Source organism: Pseudomonas peli (assembly GCF_900099645.1).
Classification (GTDB): Bacteria; Pseudomonadota; Gammaproteobacteria; order Pseudomonadales; family Pseudomonadaceae; genus Aquipseudomonas; species Aquipseudomonas peli.
This window is the reverse complement of the sequence record NZ_FMTL01000003.1, coordinates 478,480-497,584: the sequence shown is the minus strand read 5'-3', so window position 1 is coordinate 497,584 and position 19,105 is coordinate 478,480. Positions and strand designations below refer to the sequence as shown.

The window sequence follows — 19,105 nt, the reverse complement described above, 5'->3', positions numbered from 1 at the left end:
CGTTTATGCCTATTTAATGTCAAGCACCCCACGTGCCGTTCAGGCCACCAGATCGACAATCGGGGCCGGCGCCTGCAACCCGCTGAGCTGCTTGTACAGATCAAGACTAGGGGATGGTGGCAAATCCTGCTGGGCGGGCGCGGTTGATTTCTCTTCCTCGTCCGACGGCGGCTCTTCCTCTTTGCTGCGTTGCTCGGCACGCGCCTCACGGGCGGCCTCAACCTCACTGCGCTGCTGTTGTGCCAGCTCGACACGGGCCTCGGCCATCTGCAACTGAGCTTGCGCGGCCACCTGACGATCCTGCGCAGAGGGCTCTGCGGGCGCCAGTGCAGCACGGATGACAACCTCCATCTTGCGCAAGGTGGCTTCCGGGTCGTTCGGAATGGGGCTGGTGTCGATGCCGACCTCACCACCCACCGCGTAGCGTTTGCCATCCGGGCCGCGTTCATAGGTGTAGCTCGGCGCGCCGGCATAGCGGCCACCGACGGCGGCATGCGCCTGCTCGTGGGTGCGCACTTCCTGATCACGGCTGACCAGCTTGGCGATTTCCAGTTGCTCAAGACGCTGCTGAGGGCTGGGCTCGCCTTCGCGGCTTTTCGCGTTTTCGGGATTGGTCGAGGCGTCGGCAGGTTTATCCGCTTCTTCACGCGCCGAAGCCGACTGCTCATCGGCCAGTGGCTGGGCGGCGGTTACCGGCGACTGAGCGGCGCGGGTGATGTCCGGGGATACATCAGGGGAAATATTGGACGCAAGAAGACGGGCCGGCAGTAACGTGGCTGCAGGCGCAGGATAAGACGATGCGCCGCCAATCTGCATGCAATGACTCCTCGCCCCGCAGTTGCTGCCTCATTACCAGGCATGAGAACGCTCGGGGCGGGCGACTCAGGCCGTTGTATCGATCAGGGTACCGAGCACTTCGTCAGCGGTTTTGACCACCTTGGCGCCGGCTTCCGCCTCATTTTGGCCTTGGCGCAAAGCGACCAGGCTTTCCGCCAGATCAGGGCGCGACTGCTCGGCCGAACTCGGCGAAGGGTTAACCTGATTAGCTGGCGGCGCAGAAGTTGGCTGCGGTTGCGGACCCAGCGCATTGCTGGCGATATCCGCCGCAGCCTGATCGACCCGGCGCTGGCCAGACTGAATGGTGCTGATGCCCGAGTTGAAGGCGCTTCCTGAAATTTCCATGTCCAAGCTCCCGCTATGGCAAACCACTAACAGCTTCAATTGAAGCAGAAGTTGCTCGAAAAACGTACAAGCAAAAAGCTATGGCACTTGGCCTGCTTATAGCGCGCGGTGCAATAGATCGAGGTTGAGGTAGCCAGAAACCGCAGCCGGCGTGGCTTCGGCCAGGCGCGGAACATAGCCCAGACAGGGGGCTGATAGCCGTTCGGCTAGGGTGGCTAGATTGTCCTCAAGCCGGGAGGTCTGAGGATCGACCAGATTGGCCACCCAGCCCTCCAGCAGAAGGCCGTCACGCAGGATGGCCTCGGCAGTGAGCAGCGCCTGATTGATGCAGCCCAGGCGCACGCCGACCACCAGAATCACCGGCAACTGCAAAGCAATCGCCAGGTCCGACAGGGCTTCCTGACCGGCCAACGGCACCCGCCAACCGCCCGCCCCTTCGACCAAAGTAAAGTCCGCCTGCTTGTCCAGAATTGCCTGTACCGGCCCCTGCAACGCGGCAACATCCAGCAATACACTCACCTCGCGCGCCGCCAGATGCGGGGCAATCGCCGGCTCGAAGGCCAGCGGATTGACCTCTTCATAGCGCAGCGCCAGGGTGCACTCACCGAGCAATGCCAGGGCGTCGTCGTTGCGCAGGCCATCCACTGTGCGCACGCAGCCGGATGCCACCGGTTTGGCCGCAGCAGTCGACAGCCCCGCCATTCGTGCCGCGTGCAGCAGCCCGGCGGCGATGGTGGTTTTGCCGATTTCGGTGTCGGTGCCTGTAACGAAAAATGCTTGGCTCATAGCGATCTCTGACGAGGGGTATTGGCTACGTTCTGAAGTAACTCTGGGCAAGCGGGTTATCTCAACCCTTGCGCAATATGCCGTAGACCACCTGATAGGTCGCTGGCAGGCCTTGTGGCTGACGGAACTGCTCATAGGCGTTAAGCAGCGCCAGCATGCGCGCTCGCCCCGTCAAACCGCCGGGCCGACCGGGGTTGAGGTTGTGCGCGCCCAGGGCTTTCAGTTCATGGGTGAGGCTGCGCACATCCGGGTAGTAAAGGGTTTCCGGGGTGGTTTGCAGGCTTACACAGGTCAACCCGCTACCAGCGCACAGGCGCTGGTAATCCTCGAAACGGCGGAAACGGTTGACGTGGACAAAGCCATCCACCGCTTGCCAGCTGTCGCGCAGCTCCTGCAGGGTGCCGACACACAAGCTGCTAAACGCAAGCACACCACCAGGGCGCAGGACCCGTGCGGCCTCAATGAGCACCGCGGAAAAATCCGCACACCATTGCAAGGCCAGGCTGGAAAACAGCAGCTCGCAAGACGCATCGCGCAACGGCAGGCGCTCGGCATCGCCGGCAATAAACTGCTGCGCGCCACCCAGCGGCCGAGCGTGCTGCAGCATGCCTTCGGCGATATCTACAGCTACGCCCTGGCTGGCCGGAAAACGCTCGCTCAGCGCGCGACTGAAATAACCGGTACCGCTACCCAGATCGAGCCAACGCACCGGACTGATCGCTGCCGGCAACTGCGCCAGCAACTGCTGACCCACGTTGCGCTGCAGAGCCGCCACGCTGTCGTAGCTTTGCGCCGCGCGGGAGAAGGATGCCGCCACCTGGCGCTTGTCCGGCAGGCCGCCGAGAGGATCATTGGCCAGATCAGTCATCACCGGCCTCGTGCAGAAAGGCCTGAATCGCCGCGGCAATTTCATGCGGCCGCTCCAGGGCAAAGGCGTGGCTGGCGTTATCAATCAGGCCGACTTCGACATCTGGCAACAACTCCAGCAAGGCCTGCGCGGCACTTGCAGGAACCAGTGCATCGGCGCCGGCGAACAGATGCAACTGTGGGCCGGCAAAGGTCTGTAACGAGGTCCGCGTATCCAGATTGGCAAGCAGATCCAGCACGGCCAACAGTGTGGCGGACTGTGGTTGCGGTGCCGCGCCGAGCAACTGCCGCGACAGGCCACGGGCATCCGCAGCGCCTTGGGCGCAAAGCAGGGAGAAACGCTTCAGGGTAGCGGACGCATCAGCAGCGCAGCCCTGACGAAAAACCTTAAACGTCTCGGCGGGCATAGCCGCAGACCAGCTTGGCTCGGCGACAAAACGCAGGTTACTGGCCAGGGTCAGCAGACCGCTGCAACGTTCACCCCGACGCGCTGCCAGCTCAGCGGCAAGCATGCCGCCGAGGGACCAGCCGCCAAGCCAGGCGTCCTCTGGCAGGTTGGCGTCGAGTTCGTCCAGCCAGTCGACTGGGTCGCTAGAAACCAATAAAGGGAGCGGTTCGACCTGCACCTGCAAGCGCGGATCGAGGCCGCGTAAGGCCTCGGCCAGCGGCTGCAAGGGCGCAGTGCCCAGCCCCCAGCCGGGAAGCAAAATCAGTCGATCACGCATGTACGGCCGCCTCACCACCCAGCAGCGGCCAGCATTCGGCCAAAGCCTCCAGCAGCAGCTCCAACTGTTCCAGGCTGTGTGCGGCGGACAAGGTTACGCGCAAACGTGCACTGCCGGCGGGTACGGTTGGCGGACGAATCGCCGTCACCAGCAGGCCGCGCTCGCGCAGCATCTGTGACAGTTGCATCGCACGGCCACTGTCGCCTATCAGAATCGGCTGAATCGGCGTGGCGCTGTCCATCAGCTCAAGACCGATGGCCTGTGCGCCTTCACGGAAGCGCTTGATCAGGGCGTTCAGGTGCTCACGCCGCCAGTGCTCGCTGCGCAGCAATTCCAGGCTTTGCAGGGTGGCGCAAGCCAACGCCGGCGGCTGACTGGTGGTGTAAATATAGGGGCGGGCGAACTGCACCAAGGCTTCGATCAGGTCGTCACTGCCGGCGACAAATGCACCAGCCGTACCGAAGGCCTTGCCCAGGGTGCCGACCAGCACCTGCACATCATCCAGGCCCAGGCCGAAGTGCTCGACAATGCCACCGCCGGAGGCGCCCAGTGGACCAAAACCGTGGGCATCATCGACCATCACCCAGGCATTGGCACGGCGCGCTTCGGCGCACAGTGAAGGCAGATCAGCCAGATCGCCGTCCATGCTGAATACGCCGTCGGTGACGATCAGGGTATTGCCGATGACCTTGCGCAGGCGATTGGCCAGACTGACGCCATCGTTATGCAGGTAACGGGAAAACCGCGCGCCGCTGAGCAGGCCGGCATCCAGCAGGGACGCGTGGTTAAGGCGATCCTCCAGCACGCTATCGCCCTGCCCGACCAGCGCGGTGACCGCACCGAGGTTGGCCATATAACCGGTGGAAAACAGCAAGGCGCGAGGTCTTCCGGTGAACTCGGCCAGTGCTTCTTCGAGCTGGTGATGTGGGGTGCTATGACCGATCACCAGATGCGAGGCACCGCCGCCCACACCCCATTTCTCCGCGCCGGCGCGCCAGGCTTCGATCACCTGCGGATGATTGGCCAGGCCGAGGTAGTCGTTGGAACAGAAGGCCAGCAGCTGCCGACCATCGACCTGCACCAGCGGCCCCTGCGGTGATTCGAGCAAGGGGCGTTGGCGATAGAGGTTGGCGGTGCGCCGTTCGGCAAGGCGGGCGGACAGATCGAAGGGCATGCAAGCCTCAGCAAGGAGCTTGGAAGTAGGAGCGGGCCATGCCCGCGAAAGGTTCGCAACCTTCGCGGGCATGGCCCGCTCCTACCGGTTCGAAGGGATTAGACCGCGGCGTTATAGAACAGCTTGAAATCGCGCTGTTCGACCAGAGCCTGCTCGATGGCGGCCTGGTGCACTTCGTCAGCATGTTCTTCGCGCTCTTCCGGCTTGATGCCGAGGCGGGCGAACAGCTGCATGTCTTGGTTGGCTTGCGGGTTGGCGGTGGTCAGCAATTTCTCACCGTAGAAGATCGAGTTGGCGCCGGCGAAGAACGCCAGGGCCTGCATCTGCTCATTCATCGCCTCGCGGCCAGCGGACAAGCGCACATGCGACTGCGGCATCATGATCCGCGCGACGGCGAGCATGCGGATAAAGTCGAACGGATCGACATCCTGCTCATCAGCCAGCGGCGTGCCTTTGACTTTCACCAGCATGTTGATCGGCACCGACTCCGGGTGCTCCGGCAGGTTGGCCAGCTGAATCAACAGGCCAGCGCGGTCGTCCAGCGACTCGCCCATGCCGAGGATGCCACCGGAGCAGATCTTCATTCCCGAATCACGCACATAGGCCAGGGTTTCCAGGCGATCGGCATAAGTGCGGGTGGTGATGATGTTGCCGTAGAACTCCGGTGAGGTGTCGAGGTTGTGGTTGTAGTAGTCGAGGCCGGCGGCGGCCAGGGCCTGGGTCTGTTCTTTATCCAGCTTGCCCAGGGTCATGCAGGTTTCCAGGCCTAGGGCTTTAACGCCCTCGACCATTTTCAGCACGTAGGGCATGTCTTTGGCCGACGGGTGCTTCCACGCCGCACCCATGCAGAAACGGGTGGAGCCAATGGCCTTGGCCTCGGCGGCGGCCTCCAGCACTTTCTGCACTTCCAGCAGCTTTTCCTTTTCCAGGCCGGTGTTGTAGTGGCCGGATTGCGGGCAGTACTTGCAGTCTTCTGGGCAGGCACCCGTCTTGATCGACAGCAGGGTCGAAACCTGCACGCGGTTCTGGTCGAAATGCGCGCGGTGCACGGTCTGCGCCTGGAACAGCAGGTCGTTGAACGGTTGCTCGAAGAGCGCCTTGACCTCATGCAGAGTCCAGTCGTGACGCAGGTTGGCGGCGGTAGTGGCGCTCATCGGTAATTCCTTATTGTTGGCGGCGTCCTGCTAGATTCAGCGGACGCGACACGGATGTTCGGCATAGTTATGGAAGGCGTATGCGCTGTCAACCCGACTCACAGCACCCGGTTTACAACTGGTTAAAAAGCAAGCAAATCTGCCTGCTCTGCGATGAAGCCGCAGACGCCGCGCTGGCCATCTGCACCAGCTGCGAAGCCGAGCTGCCCTGGCTTGGCGGGCATTGCCAGGTCTGCGCTCTGCCGCTGCCCAGCCAAGGCTTGGTATGCGGGGCCTGCCTGAAGAAGCCGCCGAGTTTTAGCAAAGTCGAAGTGCCTTGGCGCTACGCCTTCCCCATCGACAGCCTGATCACCCGGTTCAAGCATCAGGCCAAGTGGCCATTGGGACGTCTGCTCGGTGAGCTTTTGTCACATCACCTGCAACATGCCTTCGATGAAGGACTGCCTAAGCCTGACCTGCTGCTGCCTGTGCCCCTGGCCAATAAACGCCAACGCCAACGGGGCTTCAACCAGGCTGGCCTGCTGGCTGAATGGCTGAGCGCCAGCCTACAACTGCCGCAACAGGCACACTGGCTGCAGAGGGTGATCGACACACCGGCGCAACAGCAGCTGGATGCGGCCACCCGTAAACGCAACCTGCGTAAAGCCTTCGCCTTGGCGCCGAACAGTGCAGTCAGCGGCCTGCATGTGGCGCTGGTCGATGATGTACTGACCACCGGCGCCACCGCCGAAAGCCTGGCGCGCCTATTGAAGAAGGCCGGCGCGGCGCGGGTTGATGTGTACTGCCTGGCGCGCACACCGAAGCCAGGCGACTGAGTAATGAGTTGCAGGAAAGAGCCTGTTCAAAGGCTCGCGAGCTAGAGCCATGCAAGGCGCTACGTAGTAACAGCCTCCGGCTGGTCAAAACGGCGAGGAAGCGGAGTTTACTGGTGTAAATGAGCATTCCGAGCCTGTTTTTAACGCAGCAGGGCCGACGCGCAGCAGACTTTGGACAGGCTCAAAGCGGTACACTTTGCGGCCCACCTGCTGGAGTCACCCATGTCCCATCCATTTGCCGCACTCACACCCGACCTGGTGCTGGATGCCGTGGAGAGCATCGGCTACCTCAGCGACGCCCGCGTACTGGCGCTGAACAGCTATGAAAATCGCGTCTATCAGGTGGGCATCGAGGACGAGACACCGCTGATCGCCAAGTTCTACCGTCCGGACCGCTGGACCGATGAAGCCATTCGCGAAGAGCACAGTTTCACCTTCGAGCTGGCCGAATGCGAAGTACCGGTGGTTGCGCCACTGGTGCGCGACGGCGAAACCCTGTTCTGTTACCAGGGCTTTCGCTTCGCCCTGTTTCCGCGCCGAGGCGGCCGGGCGCCGGAGCCTGGCAACCTCGACCAGCTGTATCGCCTCGGCCAACTGCTTGGCCGCCTGCATGCGGTCGGCTCACTCAAGCCGTTTGCCCACCGTGAGGCCTTGCAGGTGAGCAACTTCGGCCATGCATCGCTGGCCACCCTGCTCGATGGCAACTTTATTCCACGCAGCCTGCTGCCGGCCTACGAATCGGTGGCGCGGGATCTGCTCAAGCGCCTGGATACGCTGTTCGCCGCTCACCCAGTACAGGCGATTCGTCTGCATGGCGACTGCCACCCGGGCAATCTGCTGTGCCGCGACGAGACCTTCCATATGGTCGACCTCGACGACTGCCGTATGGGCCCCGCAGTGCAGGATTTGTGGATGATGCTGGCTGGCGACCGCCACGAGCGCCTCGGCCAGCTGTCGGAGCTGATGGACGGCTATCAGGAGTTTCACGATTTCAACCCGCGCGAGCTGCCGCTGATCGAAGGCCTGCGCACCCTGCGCCTGATGCATTACAGCGCCTGGCTGGCACGCCGCTGGGACGACCCGGCCTTCCCCATGAGCTTCCCCTGGTTTGGCAGCGAGCGTTACTGGGGCGATCAGATCCTGATCCTGCGTGAGCAGCTGTCGGCGTTGGATGAAGAGCCGCTAAAGCTGTTTTGATGCCAAGCGCATAGCCTGGATGCAGTCCGGGCTACGGTGCTGACCACTACAGTTAGCCCTGTCGCCGTAACGTCTTTGTTACAGCCAAGTGGCCTAGGGCGCCGAAGAAAATCCTGGCCATCCAGACAAGCCCTCGCCGCGCCGACTAGAATCGCAAGCCTCTCGTTAGCAGCCTAAGCAAGGACCCTGCATGGCCACCGCCAACCCGCGCCGCGGGTATATTCTCGGCCTGACCGCCTACATCATCTGGGGCCTGTTCCCGCTCTATTTCAAAGCTATCCAGAGCGTGCCTGCGCTGGAAATCATCGTCCATCGCGCACTCTGGTCCGCGCTGTTCGGCGCGCTGTTGCTGCTGGTGTGGAAGCACCCCGGTTGGCTGCGCGAGCTGCTCAATAATCCCAAACGCTTTGCCGTACTGGCCTTGAGCGGTGTGCTGATCGCCAGCAACTGGCTGGTGTATGTGTGGGCGGTAAATAACGAGCGCATGCTCGAAGCCAGCCTGGGCTACTACATCAACCCGCTGGTCAACGTGCTGCTGGGCATGCTGATTCTCGGCGAGCGTCTGCGTCGCCTGCAGTGGCTGGCCGTGGCCCTGGCCGCGCTGGGTGTGCTGCAACAGTTGTGGCAGGTCGGCAGCATTCCCTGGGTATCCCTGGTGCTGGCGCTGACCTTCGGTTTCTACGGGCTGATTCGCAAGCAGGCGCCGGTGGCTGCCCTGCCCGGCCTGGTCGTGGAAACCTGGCTGCTGCTACCACTAGCACTGGGCTGGCTGCTGATGCACCCAGTAGCGATGAGCACCCAGGCCGATTTCTGGAGCACCCCGGAAGCCCTCTGGCTGATCGCCGCCGGACCGATCACCTTGGTGCCGCTGGTGTGTTTCAACGCCGCCGCCCGCCATCTGCCCTACACCACCCTGGGCTTTCTGCAGTACCTGGCGCCAACCCTAGTGCTGCTGCAGGCGATCTTCCTGTTCGGGGAACATTTCGACCCAAGCAAACTGCTGGCGTTTATCTGCATATGGACGGGGCTGGCGATCTACAGCGTGGATGCCTGGCTGAGCCTGCGCAAACGCCAGGCTGACTAAAAAACAACCAGCACCCTGTAACGCCCGAGGCCGCTGGTCTGCAGCCAGTTGCCCCCGGCTTATCCACAGAAGCATCCCCGGCCTTTGTGCACAACCAGTTGCTAAGTGCTTAAAAAATAAGCACTTAGCAAAAAGCCCCGGGGCACTAGGCAGTGCTCCGGGGCTCCTCATGCTACGCACAGAGTTATCCACATGGATCGTGGATAAACAGCGGCTCTAGCTGGCTGTTGAAACGTGGGCGAGGCAGGCAAGACAAGGCAAAAACAGGCGAGGAAGCGGAGTTTGCTGGTGCAAATGAGCATTCCGAGCCTGTTTTTAACGCCGGATTGCCAACGCAGGTAGTTTCAACGGCCTGCTAGTCTTCAACCTGCAGCTTCAGTTCCACCATCAGATCATCAGCCAGGGTTTCCAGGTGCGTCTGCAACTGCTCCAGGCTCAGGCTCTGCGGCACGCCCAGCACAGCCTGGGCCTGGAAGAGCAGCTCGCCGCTCATCGGCGCGGGCACCACTTCGGTGTTCAGGCTTTCCAGGTTGACCCCATGACTGCTGAGCAGGCGGGTGATATCGCGCACGATGCCCGGACGATCATTGCCCACCAGCTCCAGGCGAATGGCCTGCCAAACCGTTACCGGCTCGGTGCCGCCTGCGGCGATCTGCACACGGATGCCATGGGCCTGCAATTCCTCCAGCGCTGTGACCAGGCCGGAATGCGCGTCCAGCGGCACATCCACCCGCAGGATCCCGGCGAACTGCCCGGCCATGCGCGACATGCGGCTTTCCAGCCAGTTACCACCGTGCTCGCTGATGCACTGGGCGATACGCTCGACCAGCCCCGGCTGATCCTGGGCAATAACCGTCAATACCAGATGGTCCATGAACAACTCCTTATACGAGGCTTATTTGAGCGCCAGCCAATAGGTAAAAAACACCTCATCACGCACATAACCCAGGCGTTCGTAGAGGGCTTGTCCTGGCAGATTGCTCTTTGCCGTCTCCAACTGCAAACCGCATGAGCCTGTGGCCTCGGCATGGGCGCGAGCGGCATTCATCAGCGCTTCGCCAACACCCTGGCGGCGCACCTGCTCACTGACGTAAAGGTCACTCAGTAGCCAGGCTGGCTGCAGCGCCAGCGAAGAGAAAAAGGCATAGAGCTGGACGAAGCCTTGCGCCGCACCTTGCGCATCACGGGCCAGCAGAATGACCGAATCGTTGTTGCGCAGGCGCGCGGCGAGAAAATCCCGCACCTGCGACTGAGGTTTGGCCACCTCATAAAAGCGCAGATACGCGCCAAACAGCTCGGCCAGTTCGTCCAGATCTGCGGCAGTGGCTGCCTGTATATGCATGGTGATCACTCTCCAGAACGGTGGAGCAGCAGTATAGGCAGGCGCGCCTGTAGCAGTAGATCGATAAACACGCGCAATAAACTGTGTACTGTTTTTTATATTTTATGAAACAATATTGAGAGTTAACCGCGACAATAAGCCACACACAGTGACTGCAAAGCACTTCTTGGTCGCAGAGCGACGCGCACCCACTGATTTTCCCCGGATCTTGATGTAGTATGCCGCGCCTCGGACTACATGACGTATTTCCCATGTCCGACGCGGCTATTGAGTAGAGCTGAGCAGAGTGAGGCAAGTGATGACTGAACGCGTTCAAGTAGGCAGCCTGCAGGTTGCCAAAGTGCTGTTCGACTTCGTGAATAACGAAGCCATCCCCGGTACCGGCATCGCTGCCGACAAGTTCTGGGCGGGTGCCGAAGCGGTCATCAATGACCTGGCCCCGAAAAACCGTGCGCTGCTCGCCAAACGCGATGCGATTCAGGCGCAGATCGACGGCTGGCACCAGGCCCGCGCAGGCCAGGCCCATGACGCCGCTGCCTACAAAGCCTTCCTTGAGGAAATCGGTTACCTGCTGCCAGAGCCGGCTGACTTCCAGGCCACCACGCAGAACGTCGACGAAGAAATCGCCCGTCTGGCCGGCCCGCAGCTGGTAGTGCCGGTGATGAACGCGCGTTTCGCCCTCAACGCTTCCAACGCCCGCTGGGGTTCGCTGTACGACGCCCTATACGGCACCGACGTGATCAGCGAAGAAGGCGGCGCCGAGAAAGGCCGTGGCTACAACAAGGTTCGTGGTGACAAGGTCATCGCCTTCGCCCGCGCCTTCCTCGACGAAGCCGCGCCGCTGGCTGCTGGCTCCCATGTCGACTCCACCGGTTACCGAATCGAAGCCGGCAAGCTGGTTGTCAGCCTCAAAGGCGGCAGCAACAGCGGCCTGCGTGACGACGCGCAACTGGTTGGTTTCCAGGGCGCTAGCGATGCGCCTATCGCCGTACTGCTCAAGCACAACGGCCTGCATTTCGAAATCCAGATCGACGCCAACACCCCGGTCGGCCAGACCGATGCTGCCGGCGTTAAAGACGTGCTGATGGAAGCTGCGCTGACCACCATCATGGACTGCGAAGATTCCGTAGCGGCCGTCGATGCCGACGACAAAGTGGTGATCTACAAGAACTGGCTCGGCCTGATGAAGGGCGACCTGGCGGAAGAAGTGGTCAAAGGCGGCCAGACCTTCACCCGCACCATGAACCCGGATCGCGTCTACACCAAGACTGACGGTAGCGAACTGACCCTGCATGGTCGCAGCCTGCTGTTTGTGCGTAACGTCGGCCACCTGATGACCAACCCGGCGATTCTCGATGCCCAAGGCAACGAAATCCCGGAAGGCATCCAGGACGCGCTGTTCACCAGCCTGATTGCCATCCACAACCTGAATGGCAACACCAGCCGCAAGAACACCCGCACCGGTTCGGTCTACATCGTTAAGCCGAAGATGCACGGTCCGGAAGAAGTGGCCTTCACCACCGAAATCTTCGGTCGCGTTGAAGATGTCCTTGGCCTGACTCGCAACACCCTGAAAGTCGGCATCATGGACGAAGAGCGCCGCACCACCGTCAACCTGAAAGCCTGTATCAAGGCTGCCAGCGAGCGCGTGGTGTTTATCAACACCGGCTTCCTCGACCGCACCGGTGACGAAATCCACACCTCCATGGAAGCTGGCGCCGTGGTGCGTAAAGCCGCCATGAAGTCCGAGAAGTGGATCAGCGCCTACGAGAACTGGAACGTCGACATCGGCCTGGCCACCGGCCTGCAAGGTCGCGCGCAGATCGGTAAAGGCATGTGGGCCATGCCCGACCTGATGGCCGGCATGCTTGAGCAGAAGATCGCTCACCCACTGGCCGGCGCCAACACCGCCTGGGTGCCGTCGCCGACCGCCGCCGCGCTGCACGCGCTGCACTACCACAAGGTCGACGTGTTCGCCCGTCAGGCCGAACTGGCCAAGCGTGAGCGCGCGTCCATCGACGACATCCTGAGCATCCCGCTGGCCAAGGACACCAACTGGTCGGCTGACGAGATCCAGAACGAACTGGACAACAACTCCCAGGGCATCCTTGGTTATGTAGTGCGCTGGATCGACCAGGGCGTCGGCTGCTCCAAGGTGCCGGATATCAATGACGTCGGCCTGATGGAAGACCGCGCTACCCTGCGCATCTCCAGCCAGCTGCTGGCCAACTGGCTGCGTCATGGCATCGCCACTGAAGAGCAGATCGTTGCCAGCCTCAAGCGCATGGCACCGGTGGTTGACCGTCAGAACGCAGCTGATCCGCTGTACCGTCCGCTGGCACCGAACTTCGACAGCAACATCGCCTTCCAGGCCGCCCTGGAACTGGTGGTCGAAGGCGCCAAGCAGCCGAACGGCTACACCGAGCCGGTCCTGCACCGCCGCCGCCGCGAGTTCAAAGCCGCCAACGGCCTGTAATCCGCAGCTGTAGCCACATAAAAAACCGCCCTTCAGGGCGGTTTTTTATTATTGGCCGCCAGCAAAGCACAGGCACAGTGACTTGCATCAGGCTGGCGGCCTCGCTTTTGTTCGACAATTTCAAGCAGATACTCACTTTATTGGCTATAGGAATAGGCATGCCAGCCGAAACCATAATATAGCCATAACGGAATATGACTAAAAAATGACCGAAAAGCGGCATTACGCCACTATGTGAACTCGGTATACTCCGCGCCCCTCTTTGGGTACATCTGCCATGTTGAAAAATCTCTCGCTGACACTAAAGTTCTTACTGCTGCCCGCCATTGCCTTGCTGGGTCTGCTGCTGTTCGTGGGCTACACCTCGCTACAACTGGCAAACAACGATGTGCGCCTGGTCACCCTGGAAACCAATAGCTTCCCTACCCTGGAGAAGGCCGATGCGGTGATCTTCCAGTACTCACGTTTACCGGGCCTGCTTAATAGCGCAGTCGCCGCCGGAGAGCTGGAAACCCTCGATGAAGCGCGCAAAGTCCTGACTGACATTGCGGACATGCAGCAGGAACTGCAGACCCTGGTCACCCAAGCGGACCGCCGCCAGGAACTGGACGCCTGGCGGAGCGCCATACAGCGTTACGCGGACAACGCCCTGCCCGCTTCGGAGCAGCTGATTAAAGGCAGCGCCAGCTTTGAAGACCTGGCGCCCAACCTGGGCCGCATGGCCAGTGACTTGGGTGAAGCGCAAAAACTCGGCAATGCGTTCCGTACCCATGCATATGAAGACTTTCAGGAAACCCTGGCGCAAACCCGCACGGACAACGCCACCACCACCCGCGTGGGCTTTGCTCTGTCAGCCATTCTGGTACTGCTAATCAGCATTGCTTCAGTGCTGGTAATTCGCGGCACCATGACCAACGTGCGTGGCGTGATCACCTCACTACAGGCAATCGCCCGGGGTGATGGCGACCTGACTCGCCGAGTGAATGTCGACTCCAATGATGAAATCGGTGAAATGATTCAGCTGTTCAACAGCTTTATCGACAAGCTGCAAGGCACCATCCGCCAGATCATCGAAGCTGCCAGCCCGCTCGCCGGCATGTCCCAGGAACTGTACCGGCTGACTCAAGACTCCAAGGAAAACTCACGTTCGCAGCAAGGCCATACCGACTCGATCAGCCGTGACATTCTGACGATGACCAACAGCATCCAGGAGGTCGCCCATCGCTCGCAACAGGCCTCCGAAGAAGCGGGGGCGGCCTCGCAGCAGGCTGACCAGGCGCGCAAGAACATCGGCAGCCTGTCGAGCAGTATCAGCGACCTGGGCAGCAGCGTAATGGGCGCGGTCAGTGCCATGCAGCAGCTGGAAGAGGAAACCCAGCAAGTGGGCTCAGTGCTGACCGTGATTCGCAGCATTGCCGAACAAACCAACCTGCTGGCACTCAACGCCGCCATCGAGGCCGCACGTGCCGGCGAGCAGGGCCGTGGTTTTGCCGTAGTGGCCGATGAAGTGCGCAACCTGGCCTCGAAAACCGCCGCCTCCACCGCCGAAATCCAGAACATCATCCTGCGCCTGCAGAACAGCGCCAACGGCGTGCTCAGCGTGATGACCGCCAATGGTGAGAAAGCTCAGGCGAGCATCGAGCGCTCCGTACAGGCCACCCAGATACTCGAAGCGATTGCCGGCGCTGTCGGCCATATCAACCAGCTGAATGCCGGTATTGCACAGTTCACCCAGGAACAAATCGGTCTTTCCAGTTCCATCCAGCAAGACACACAAGTGTTGCAGCAGGACGCACAAGCAACCGCTCAAGGTGCAGAAGCAACGGCTCGTCTCGGCGAGCAGTTGGTCAGCACAGGGGATCATCTGCGCGCGGCGACAGCCCAATTCCGCGTTTAACCTGAACACAGGAGCATCACTGCATGTTTAAAGTCCGCCTGCTTCCCTTGGCCATCTGCCTGGCCGCTGCCCCAGCCTTCGCGCTGGAGCAGGGCGAACACCGCTTCAATACCTTTGGCACGGTCGGCATCACCCACCTTGGTGGCGAGGATGATGGCCGCAGTTACGGCATCACCGGCCAGACTACGGACTCCTGGCGCGGCGATCAGCTGTCCAAGTTTGGTGCGCAAGTCAATTACGGCATCACCGACAGCATTGGCGCAACACTGCAACTGACCGCCAAGCCAGCACAGGATGAATGGAAAGCCAATGTAGAGTGGGCGTACTTCTCCTGGCAGGCCAATGACAATCTGATGCTGCGTGTCGGTCGCCTACGCACCCCGGTATACATGTATTCGGAAAGTATCGATGTGGGCTTCAGCTACCCATGGCTGCGCCTGCCTGATGAAGTGTACAGCCAGGTCCAACTGTCCAACTACGAGGGTCTGGACGCGGTTTACAACCTGCCACTTTCCTTCGGTTCAATGGCCTTCCAGGTCGCCGGTGGTCAGGCGAAGAATCGCGACATCTTCGCCTTTGATGGCATGCATGACATCGACTACGAGAAAGTCTTTGGCGCCAATATCAGCCTGGCCACCAATGACTTCGGCACGCTGCGCGTGGGTTATGTAGAAGCCGATATCTCAACTGAAATTGAAGACACCGTATTACTGGGTGGAGCACCTAGAGCCGTATCGTTTCAAAGCTTGGACAAACAGAAAGGAAAATTCACGTCTCTAGGTTACCAATACGACAACGGTACCTGGCTAACCAGTAACGAATGGACCTCACGCGTTATTGAGGCAGACGGTTCAGGCAGTGTCGACGCCTTCTACCTCATGGGGGGGCGCCGCTTTGGCGAATTCCTGACTCATGTTACCTACGCACAACTGGATGACGATGCTGGGCGGCAAAACTCTTGGACTCTGGGTCTGAACTACAACCTACTGCCTAACGTAGTTTTGAAAAGCGAATTCAAACGCGTGGATACTTCAGGCGGTTACGACGGTGTATTTGTCCGTACACCTCAAGAAGCGTTCGAAAACAACATTAATCAAAACGGCATCCCAAGTCTGAATGTTCCCGCAGGGGTAGCAGGCAGCCCAGCCCGCAACTTTGACGGTGACATCATCAGCGTCGGCGTCGACTTCGTATTCTGAGGAGAGCATTGATGAAGCATTCCATTCAAACGCTCTGCGTCGCCGTGTGCCTCAGCGTTAGCGCGCTGGCTCAGGCCGAAGTCGCAGTAATCGTTAATCCGGGCGCGGCCAAGGCTCCAAGCCAGGCAGACGTCAGCAACATCTTTCTGGGCAAAGACAAATCCATGAAAGGCGTTGACCACAAGGATTGGTCTGCAACCAAGGACAAGTTCTACAGTGCAGTGACCAACAAGAGTGAATCACAGCTCAAATCATACTGGTCTGGACTCGTTTTCACCGGCAAGGGCCAACCGCTACCAAGCGTTGGCGGCGACGCTGATGTCATCGCCAAGGTGGCCGCTGAAGCCGATGCGATTGGCTATGTAGATGCCGCCGCAGTGAATGACAGTGTGAAGGTTCTCTTTACCCTGCCTTAATCATTGCAGCATCGTCATCAGAGCCCTTGGATTGAAAAATCCAAGGGCTTTTTTATGCCTCTTACACAGGGCACCCAACGCCTAGACTTACGTCCAATGGCCTACCCCACAGCGCCAGTCGATCATGCTCATAGAGCAAACCGTGAGGCCACCCATGAGCAGCGCAGATGCAATCGCCCAAGCCGGCAAAACGGCGGTGCTGCAGAACATCCATGGCACCATGGCCTTTCTGCAGAAATTTCCGCCGTTTAATCAGATGGATACCGCTCACCTGGCGTATCTGGTGGAGAACTGTCAGCTGCGGTTTTATGGCGAAGGTGAAACAATCATCAAGCCGACCGACGGCCCGGTTGAGCACTTCTATATTGTCAAACAGGGCCGCGTGCATGGCGAACGCCCGCATTCCGCACGACGCGGCACGGAAACCACCTTCGAGATAACCAGCGGTGAATGCTTCCCGCTGGCTGCGCTGATAGGTGAACGCGCCACTCGCACCGAACACCTGGCCGCCGAAGACACCTTCTGCCTGCTGCTGAACAAGCCGGCGTTTATCAAGCTGTTCTCATTGTCCAACCCGTTGCGCGACTTTGCCTTGCGCGGTGTCAGCAGCCTGCTCGATCAGGTCAACCAGCAGGTGCAGATGCGCGCAGTGGAAACCCTTGGCGCGCAGTATTCGCTCGACACCCGCCTCGGCCAGCTGGCCATGCGCACCCCGATCAGCTGCAGCCCGGACATGCCACTGCGTGATGCGGTCAAGCTGATGCACGAGCAGCAGGTCGGCAGCATTGTGATCGTTGATCCCAAACTGAAACCACTGGGCATTTTTACCCTGCGCGACCTGCGTCGCGTGGTGGCTGACGGTGTCGATCTGGCGCAGCCCATCGACTGCCTGATGACGCAATCACCCTTTGATCTGCCACCGGATGCCAGCGCCTTCGATGCGGCGATGGCCATGACGGAGCGGCATATCGCCCACGTCTGCCTGGTTGAGCGTGGCCAGCTATGCGGGGTGATTTCCGAGCGGGATCTGTTCAGCCTGCAGCGGGTCGATCTGGTGCATCTGGCGCGCACCATTCGCCACGCCGGGCGGGTGGAAACCCTGGCGGCGCTGCGCAGCGATGTGCGCCAACTGGTCGACAGCATGCTCGCTCACGGCGCCAGCTCGACGCAGATCACCCAGCTGATCACCCTGCTCAACGACCATACTGTCAGCCGGGTGATCGAGCTGACGTTGGAAGACCTGGGCGACCCTAACATACCGTTCACCTGGCTGGTATTCGGCAGCGAAGGCCGCAGCGAACAGACGCTGCACACCGATCAGGACAACGGCATCCTCTTCGAAGCCGCCGATGCAGCCGAAGCTGCGGCCATACGCAGCCGCCTGCTGCCGCTGGCCCAGGAGATCAACCAACGCCTGGCGCAGTGTGGCTTTACTCTGTGCAAGGGCAACATCATGGCCGGCAACCCCGAGCTGTGCCTGTCGCGCCACGAGTGGTCACGGCGCTTCAGCAGTTTTGTTCAGGAAGCCACGCCGGAGAACCTGCTAGCTTCGAGCATCTATTTCGACCTGCGTGCCGTGTGGGGCGCAACCAAAGGTTGCGATCACCTGCGCGAAGGCCTGCTGCAGCAGGTGGCCGGCAATAGCCTGTTTCAGCGCATGCTGGCGGAAAACGCCCTGCGCCAGCGACCGCCGGTGGGCATGTTCCGTGACTTTGTGGTCGCCCGCAGCGGTGCTGAGAAGGACACCCTAGACCTTAAAGTGCAGGGCCTGACGCCCTTTGTTGATGGCGCCCGCCTGTTGGCCCTGGCCCATGGCGTGAACGCCTGTAACACCCTGGAGCGCCTGCGCGCGCTGATTCAGCAGGGGGTGATCGAAGCCCAGGATGGCGCCGCCTATGAAGAGGCCTACCACTACATTCAGCAGGCACGGATGCAGCAGCACCAGCTGCAGGCACGCGATGGCCTGCCCTACTCCAACCGCGTCGACCCCGATCACCTCAACCACCTCGACCGGCGCATCCTGCGTGAATCGTTCCGCCAGGCACAGCGCCTGCAGAGCAGCCTGGCGCAGAGGTATCAGTTATGAGCAAGTTCACCTGGTTTACCGGGCAACGACCGGCCCTGACGCAAGCACAACTCACGCGCCGACAGGCGCTGGCCGAGACCTCCTGCCTTAACGATGGTCCGCTGAATGAGCAGCGCCTAGTGGTGCTGGACCTGGAAACCAGCGGACTGAATATGCGCCGTGATCAAGTCCTGTCCATTGGTGCGGTGGTAATCGATCAGGGCGCCATCGACCTTGGTCAGCAATTCGAATGCACCTTGCTCCGCGAAGGCCACCAGGCCAGCGCCAGCACGCTGATCCATGGCATCGCACCCAGCGAAATCGCCAATGGCGAGGAGCCCGCCGAAGCCCTGCTGAGCTTTATGGAGTTTGTCGGCGACAGTCCGTTGCTGGCCTTTCATGCCGAGTTCGACCAGCGCATGCTGGCCCGCGCGCTCAAGCAGAGCCTGGGCTACCGCTTGCAGCATGCCTTCTTCGATGTCGCCGAAATCGCCCCACTGGTCTGCCCCAAGGCAAAACTGCCGCACGCAGGCCTAGACGACTGGACGCAGCATTTCGGCCTGCAGGTGCAACAACGTCACCACGCCAGCGCCGACGCGCTAGTGACTGCAGAGCTGGCGCTGATTTTGTTCAGCAAGGCGCGCCAGCAGCGCCTCGACAACCTGCCGGCACTGCTGCAGCAACTCAACAGCCGTCGTCGCCAGCGCGCGCACTCGATGTAAGAGC

The 19,105-nt window shown here is 60.8% G+C and carries 18 protein-coding genes; 9 read left to right on the top strand and 9 right to left on the bottom strand.

Annotated features, from left to right (window positions below; genetic code table 11):
* Positions 1-39: 39 nt before the first annotated feature.
* From BLO50_RS16950 to bioB, 7 genes are all read right to left on the bottom strand, one after another.
* On the bottom strand, positions 40-816 hold the full coding sequence (locus BLO50_RS16950; protein ID WP_090255077.1) for a putative metalloprotease CJM1_0395 family protein: 777 nt from the start codon (positions 814-816) through the stop codon (positions 40-42).
* A gap of 66 nt (positions 817-882) precedes the next feature.
* Positions 883-1,182: a hypothetical protein gene (locus BLO50_RS16945; protein ID WP_090255075.1), complete on the bottom strand. Its 300-nt coding sequence runs from the start codon at positions 1,180-1,182 to the stop codon at positions 883-885.
* Positions 1,183-1,278: 96 nt separating this feature from the next.
* Positions 1,279-1,968, bottom strand: coding sequence for a dethiobiotin synthase (gene bioD, locus BLO50_RS16940; protein ID WP_090255073.1), 690 nt, complete (start codon positions 1,966-1,968; stop codon positions 1,279-1,281).
* Positions 1,969-2,029: 61 nt separating this feature from the next.
* Positions 2,030-2,836, bottom strand: a complete 807-nt coding sequence (gene bioC, locus BLO50_RS16935; protein ID WP_090255071.1) for a malonyl-ACP O-methyltransferase BioC — start codon at positions 2,834-2,836, stop codon at positions 2,030-2,032.
* On the bottom strand, positions 2,829-3,560 hold the full coding sequence (locus BLO50_RS16930; protein WP_090255069.1) for an alpha/beta fold hydrolase: 732 nt from the start codon (positions 3,558-3,560) through the stop codon (positions 2,829-2,831). Before BLO50_RS16930 ends, bioC begins: the two co-directional genes overlap by 8 nt.
* A complete protein-coding gene (gene bioF / locus BLO50_RS16925) occupies positions 3,553-4,734 on the bottom strand; it encodes an 8-amino-7-oxononanoate synthase (RefSeq protein ID WP_090255067.1) in 1,182 nt (393 codons plus the stop codon). Before bioF ends, BLO50_RS16930 begins: the two co-directional genes overlap by 8 nt.
* A 98-nt stretch (positions 4,735-4,832) precedes the next feature.
* Positions 4,833-5,888: a biotin synthase BioB gene (bioB, locus tag BLO50_RS16920; protein WP_090255065.1), complete on the bottom strand. Its 1,056-nt coding sequence runs from the start codon at positions 5,886-5,888 to the stop codon at positions 4,833-4,835.
* A gap of 80 nt (positions 5,889-5,968) precedes the next feature.
* On the opposite strand from bioB, the gene BLO50_RS16915 reads away from it, so the two are divergent.
* The 3 genes from BLO50_RS16915 to rarD all read left to right on the top strand — a co-directional run bounded on the left by BLO50_RS16915 (position 5,969) and on the right by rarD (position 8,984).
* The gene (locus BLO50_RS16915) at positions 5,969-6,703 is read left to right on the top strand and encodes a ComF family protein (protein WP_090255063.1); all 735 of its coding nucleotides are present in this window, start codon (positions 5,969-5,971) and stop codon (positions 6,701-6,703) included.
* Positions 6,704-6,925: 222 nt separating this feature from the next.
* Positions 6,926-7,900 carry a serine/threonine protein kinase gene (locus BLO50_RS16910; protein ID WP_090255061.1) on the top strand — a complete coding sequence of 325 codons (975 nt, stop codon included), beginning with the start codon at positions 6,926-6,928 and terminating at the stop codon, positions 7,898-7,900.
* Between the two features lie 190 nt (positions 7,901-8,090).
* Positions 8,091-8,984: an EamA family transporter RarD gene (rarD, locus tag BLO50_RS16905; protein ID WP_090255059.1), complete on the top strand. Its 894-nt coding sequence runs from the start codon at positions 8,091-8,093 to the stop codon at positions 8,982-8,984.
* 355 nt (positions 8,985-9,339) lie between these two features.
* On the opposite strand, the gene BLO50_RS16900 is transcribed toward rarD, so the two are convergent.
* Together BLO50_RS16900 and BLO50_RS16895 are read right to left on the bottom strand one after the other, a co-directional pair.
* Positions 9,340-9,858 (bottom strand): glycine cleavage system transcriptional repressor, encoded by a 519-nt coding sequence (locus BLO50_RS16900; protein WP_090255057.1) that lies wholly within the window; start codon positions 9,856-9,858, stop codon positions 9,340-9,342.
* 21 nt (positions 9,859-9,879) lie between these two features.
* Complete coding sequence (locus tag BLO50_RS16895; RefSeq protein WP_090255054.1) at positions 9,880-10,326, bottom strand: GNAT family N-acetyltransferase; 447 nt, start codon at positions 10,324-10,326, stop codon at positions 9,880-9,882.
* 298 nt (positions 10,327-10,624) lie between these two features.
* Between BLO50_RS16895 and BLO50_RS16890 the strand changes: the two genes are divergently transcribed.
* From BLO50_RS16890 to BLO50_RS16865, 6 genes are all read left to right on the top strand, one after another.
* The gene (locus tag BLO50_RS16890) at positions 10,625-12,802 is read left to right on the top strand and encodes a malate synthase G (protein ID WP_090255052.1); all 2,178 of its coding nucleotides are present in this window, start codon (positions 10,625-10,627) and stop codon (positions 12,800-12,802) included.
* A gap of 277 nt (positions 12,803-13,079) precedes the next feature.
* Positions 13,080-14,699, top strand: coding sequence for a methyl-accepting chemotaxis protein (locus BLO50_RS16885; protein ID WP_090255050.1), 1,620 nt, complete (start codon positions 13,080-13,082; stop codon positions 14,697-14,699).
* A gap of 23 nt (positions 14,700-14,722) precedes the next feature.
* The gene (locus BLO50_RS16880; protein WP_090255048.1) at positions 14,723-15,898 is read left to right on the top strand and encodes a porin; all 1,176 of its coding nucleotides are present in this window, start codon (positions 14,723-14,725) and stop codon (positions 15,896-15,898) included.
* 11 nt (positions 15,899-15,909) lie between these two features.
* The gene (locus BLO50_RS16875) at positions 15,910-16,314 is read left to right on the top strand and encodes a type 2 periplasmic-binding domain-containing protein (RefSeq protein ID WP_090255046.1); all 405 of its coding nucleotides are present in this window, start codon (positions 15,910-15,912) and stop codon (positions 16,312-16,314) included.
* Positions 16,315-16,468: 154 nt separating this feature from the next.
* Positions 16,469-18,400 carry a putative nucleotidyltransferase substrate binding domain-containing protein gene (locus BLO50_RS16870; RefSeq protein WP_090255044.1) on the top strand — a complete coding sequence of 644 codons (1,932 nt, stop codon included), beginning with the start codon at positions 16,469-16,471 and terminating at the stop codon, positions 18,398-18,400.
* Positions 18,397-19,101 carry a 3'-5' exonuclease gene (locus tag BLO50_RS16865; protein WP_090255041.1) on the top strand — a complete coding sequence of 235 codons (705 nt, stop codon included), beginning with the start codon at positions 18,397-18,399 and terminating at the stop codon, positions 19,099-19,101. The genes BLO50_RS16870 and BLO50_RS16865 overlap by 4 nt, the downstream gene beginning before the upstream one ends.
* The last annotated feature ends 4 nt before the right edge of the window (positions 19,102-19,105 follow it).

Excerpts from the sequence above, each read along its gene's own strand:
- BLO50_RS16950 (WP_090255077.1), bottom strand. The coding sequence starts at position 816 with ATGCAGATTGGCGGCGCATCGTCTTATCCTGCGCCTGCAGCCACGTTA.
- BLO50_RS16945 (WP_090255075.1), bottom strand. The coding sequence starts at position 1,182 with ATGGAAATTTCAGGAAGCGCCTTCAACTCGGGCATCAGCACCATTCAG.
- bioD (WP_090255073.1), bottom strand. The coding sequence starts at position 1,968 with ATGAGCCAAGCATTTTTCGTTACAGGCACCGACACCGAAATCGGCAAA.
- bioC (WP_090255071.1), bottom strand. The coding sequence starts at position 2,836 with ATGACTGATCTGGCCAATGATCCTCTCGGCGGCCTGCCGGACAAGCGC.
- BLO50_RS16930 (WP_090255069.1), bottom strand. The coding sequence starts at position 3,560 with ATGCGTGATCGACTGATTTTGCTTCCCGGCTGGGGGCTGGGCACTGCG.
- bioF (WP_090255067.1), bottom strand. The coding sequence starts at position 4,734 with ATGCCCTTCGATCTGTCCGCCCGCCTTGCCGAACGGCGCACCGCCAAC.
- bioB (WP_090255065.1), bottom strand. The coding sequence starts at position 5,888 with ATGAGCGCCACTACCGCCGCCAACCTGCGTCACGACTGGACTCTGCAT.
- BLO50_RS16915 (WP_090255063.1), top strand. The coding sequence starts at position 5,969 with ATGCGCTGTCAACCCGACTCACAGCACCCGGTTTACAACTGGTTAAAA.
- BLO50_RS16910 (WP_090255061.1), top strand. The coding sequence starts at position 6,926 with ATGTCCCATCCATTTGCCGCACTCACACCCGACCTGGTGCTGGATGCC.
- rarD (WP_090255059.1), top strand. The coding sequence starts at position 8,091 with ATGGCCACCGCCAACCCGCGCCGCGGGTATATTCTCGGCCTGACCGCC.
- BLO50_RS16900 (WP_090255057.1), bottom strand. The coding sequence starts at position 9,858 with ATGGACCATCTGGTATTGACGGTTATTGCCCAGGATCAGCCGGGGCTG.
- BLO50_RS16895 (WP_090255054.1), bottom strand. The coding sequence starts at position 10,326 with ATGCATATACAGGCAGCCACTGCCGCAGATCTGGACGAACTGGCCGAG.
- BLO50_RS16890 (WP_090255052.1), top strand. The coding sequence starts at position 10,625 with ATGACTGAACGCGTTCAAGTAGGCAGCCTGCAGGTTGCCAAAGTGCTG.
- BLO50_RS16885 (WP_090255050.1), top strand. The coding sequence starts at position 13,080 with ATGTTGAAAAATCTCTCGCTGACACTAAAGTTCTTACTGCTGCCCGCC.
- BLO50_RS16880 (WP_090255048.1), top strand. The coding sequence starts at position 14,723 with ATGTTTAAAGTCCGCCTGCTTCCCTTGGCCATCTGCCTGGCCGCTGCC.
- BLO50_RS16875 (WP_090255046.1), top strand. The coding sequence starts at position 15,910 with ATGAAGCATTCCATTCAAACGCTCTGCGTCGCCGTGTGCCTCAGCGTT.
- BLO50_RS16870 (WP_090255044.1), top strand. The coding sequence starts at position 16,469 with ATGAGCAGCGCAGATGCAATCGCCCAAGCCGGCAAAACGGCGGTGCTG.
- BLO50_RS16865 (WP_090255041.1), top strand. The coding sequence starts at position 18,397 with ATGAGCAAGTTCACCTGGTTTACCGGGCAACGACCGGCCCTGACGCAA.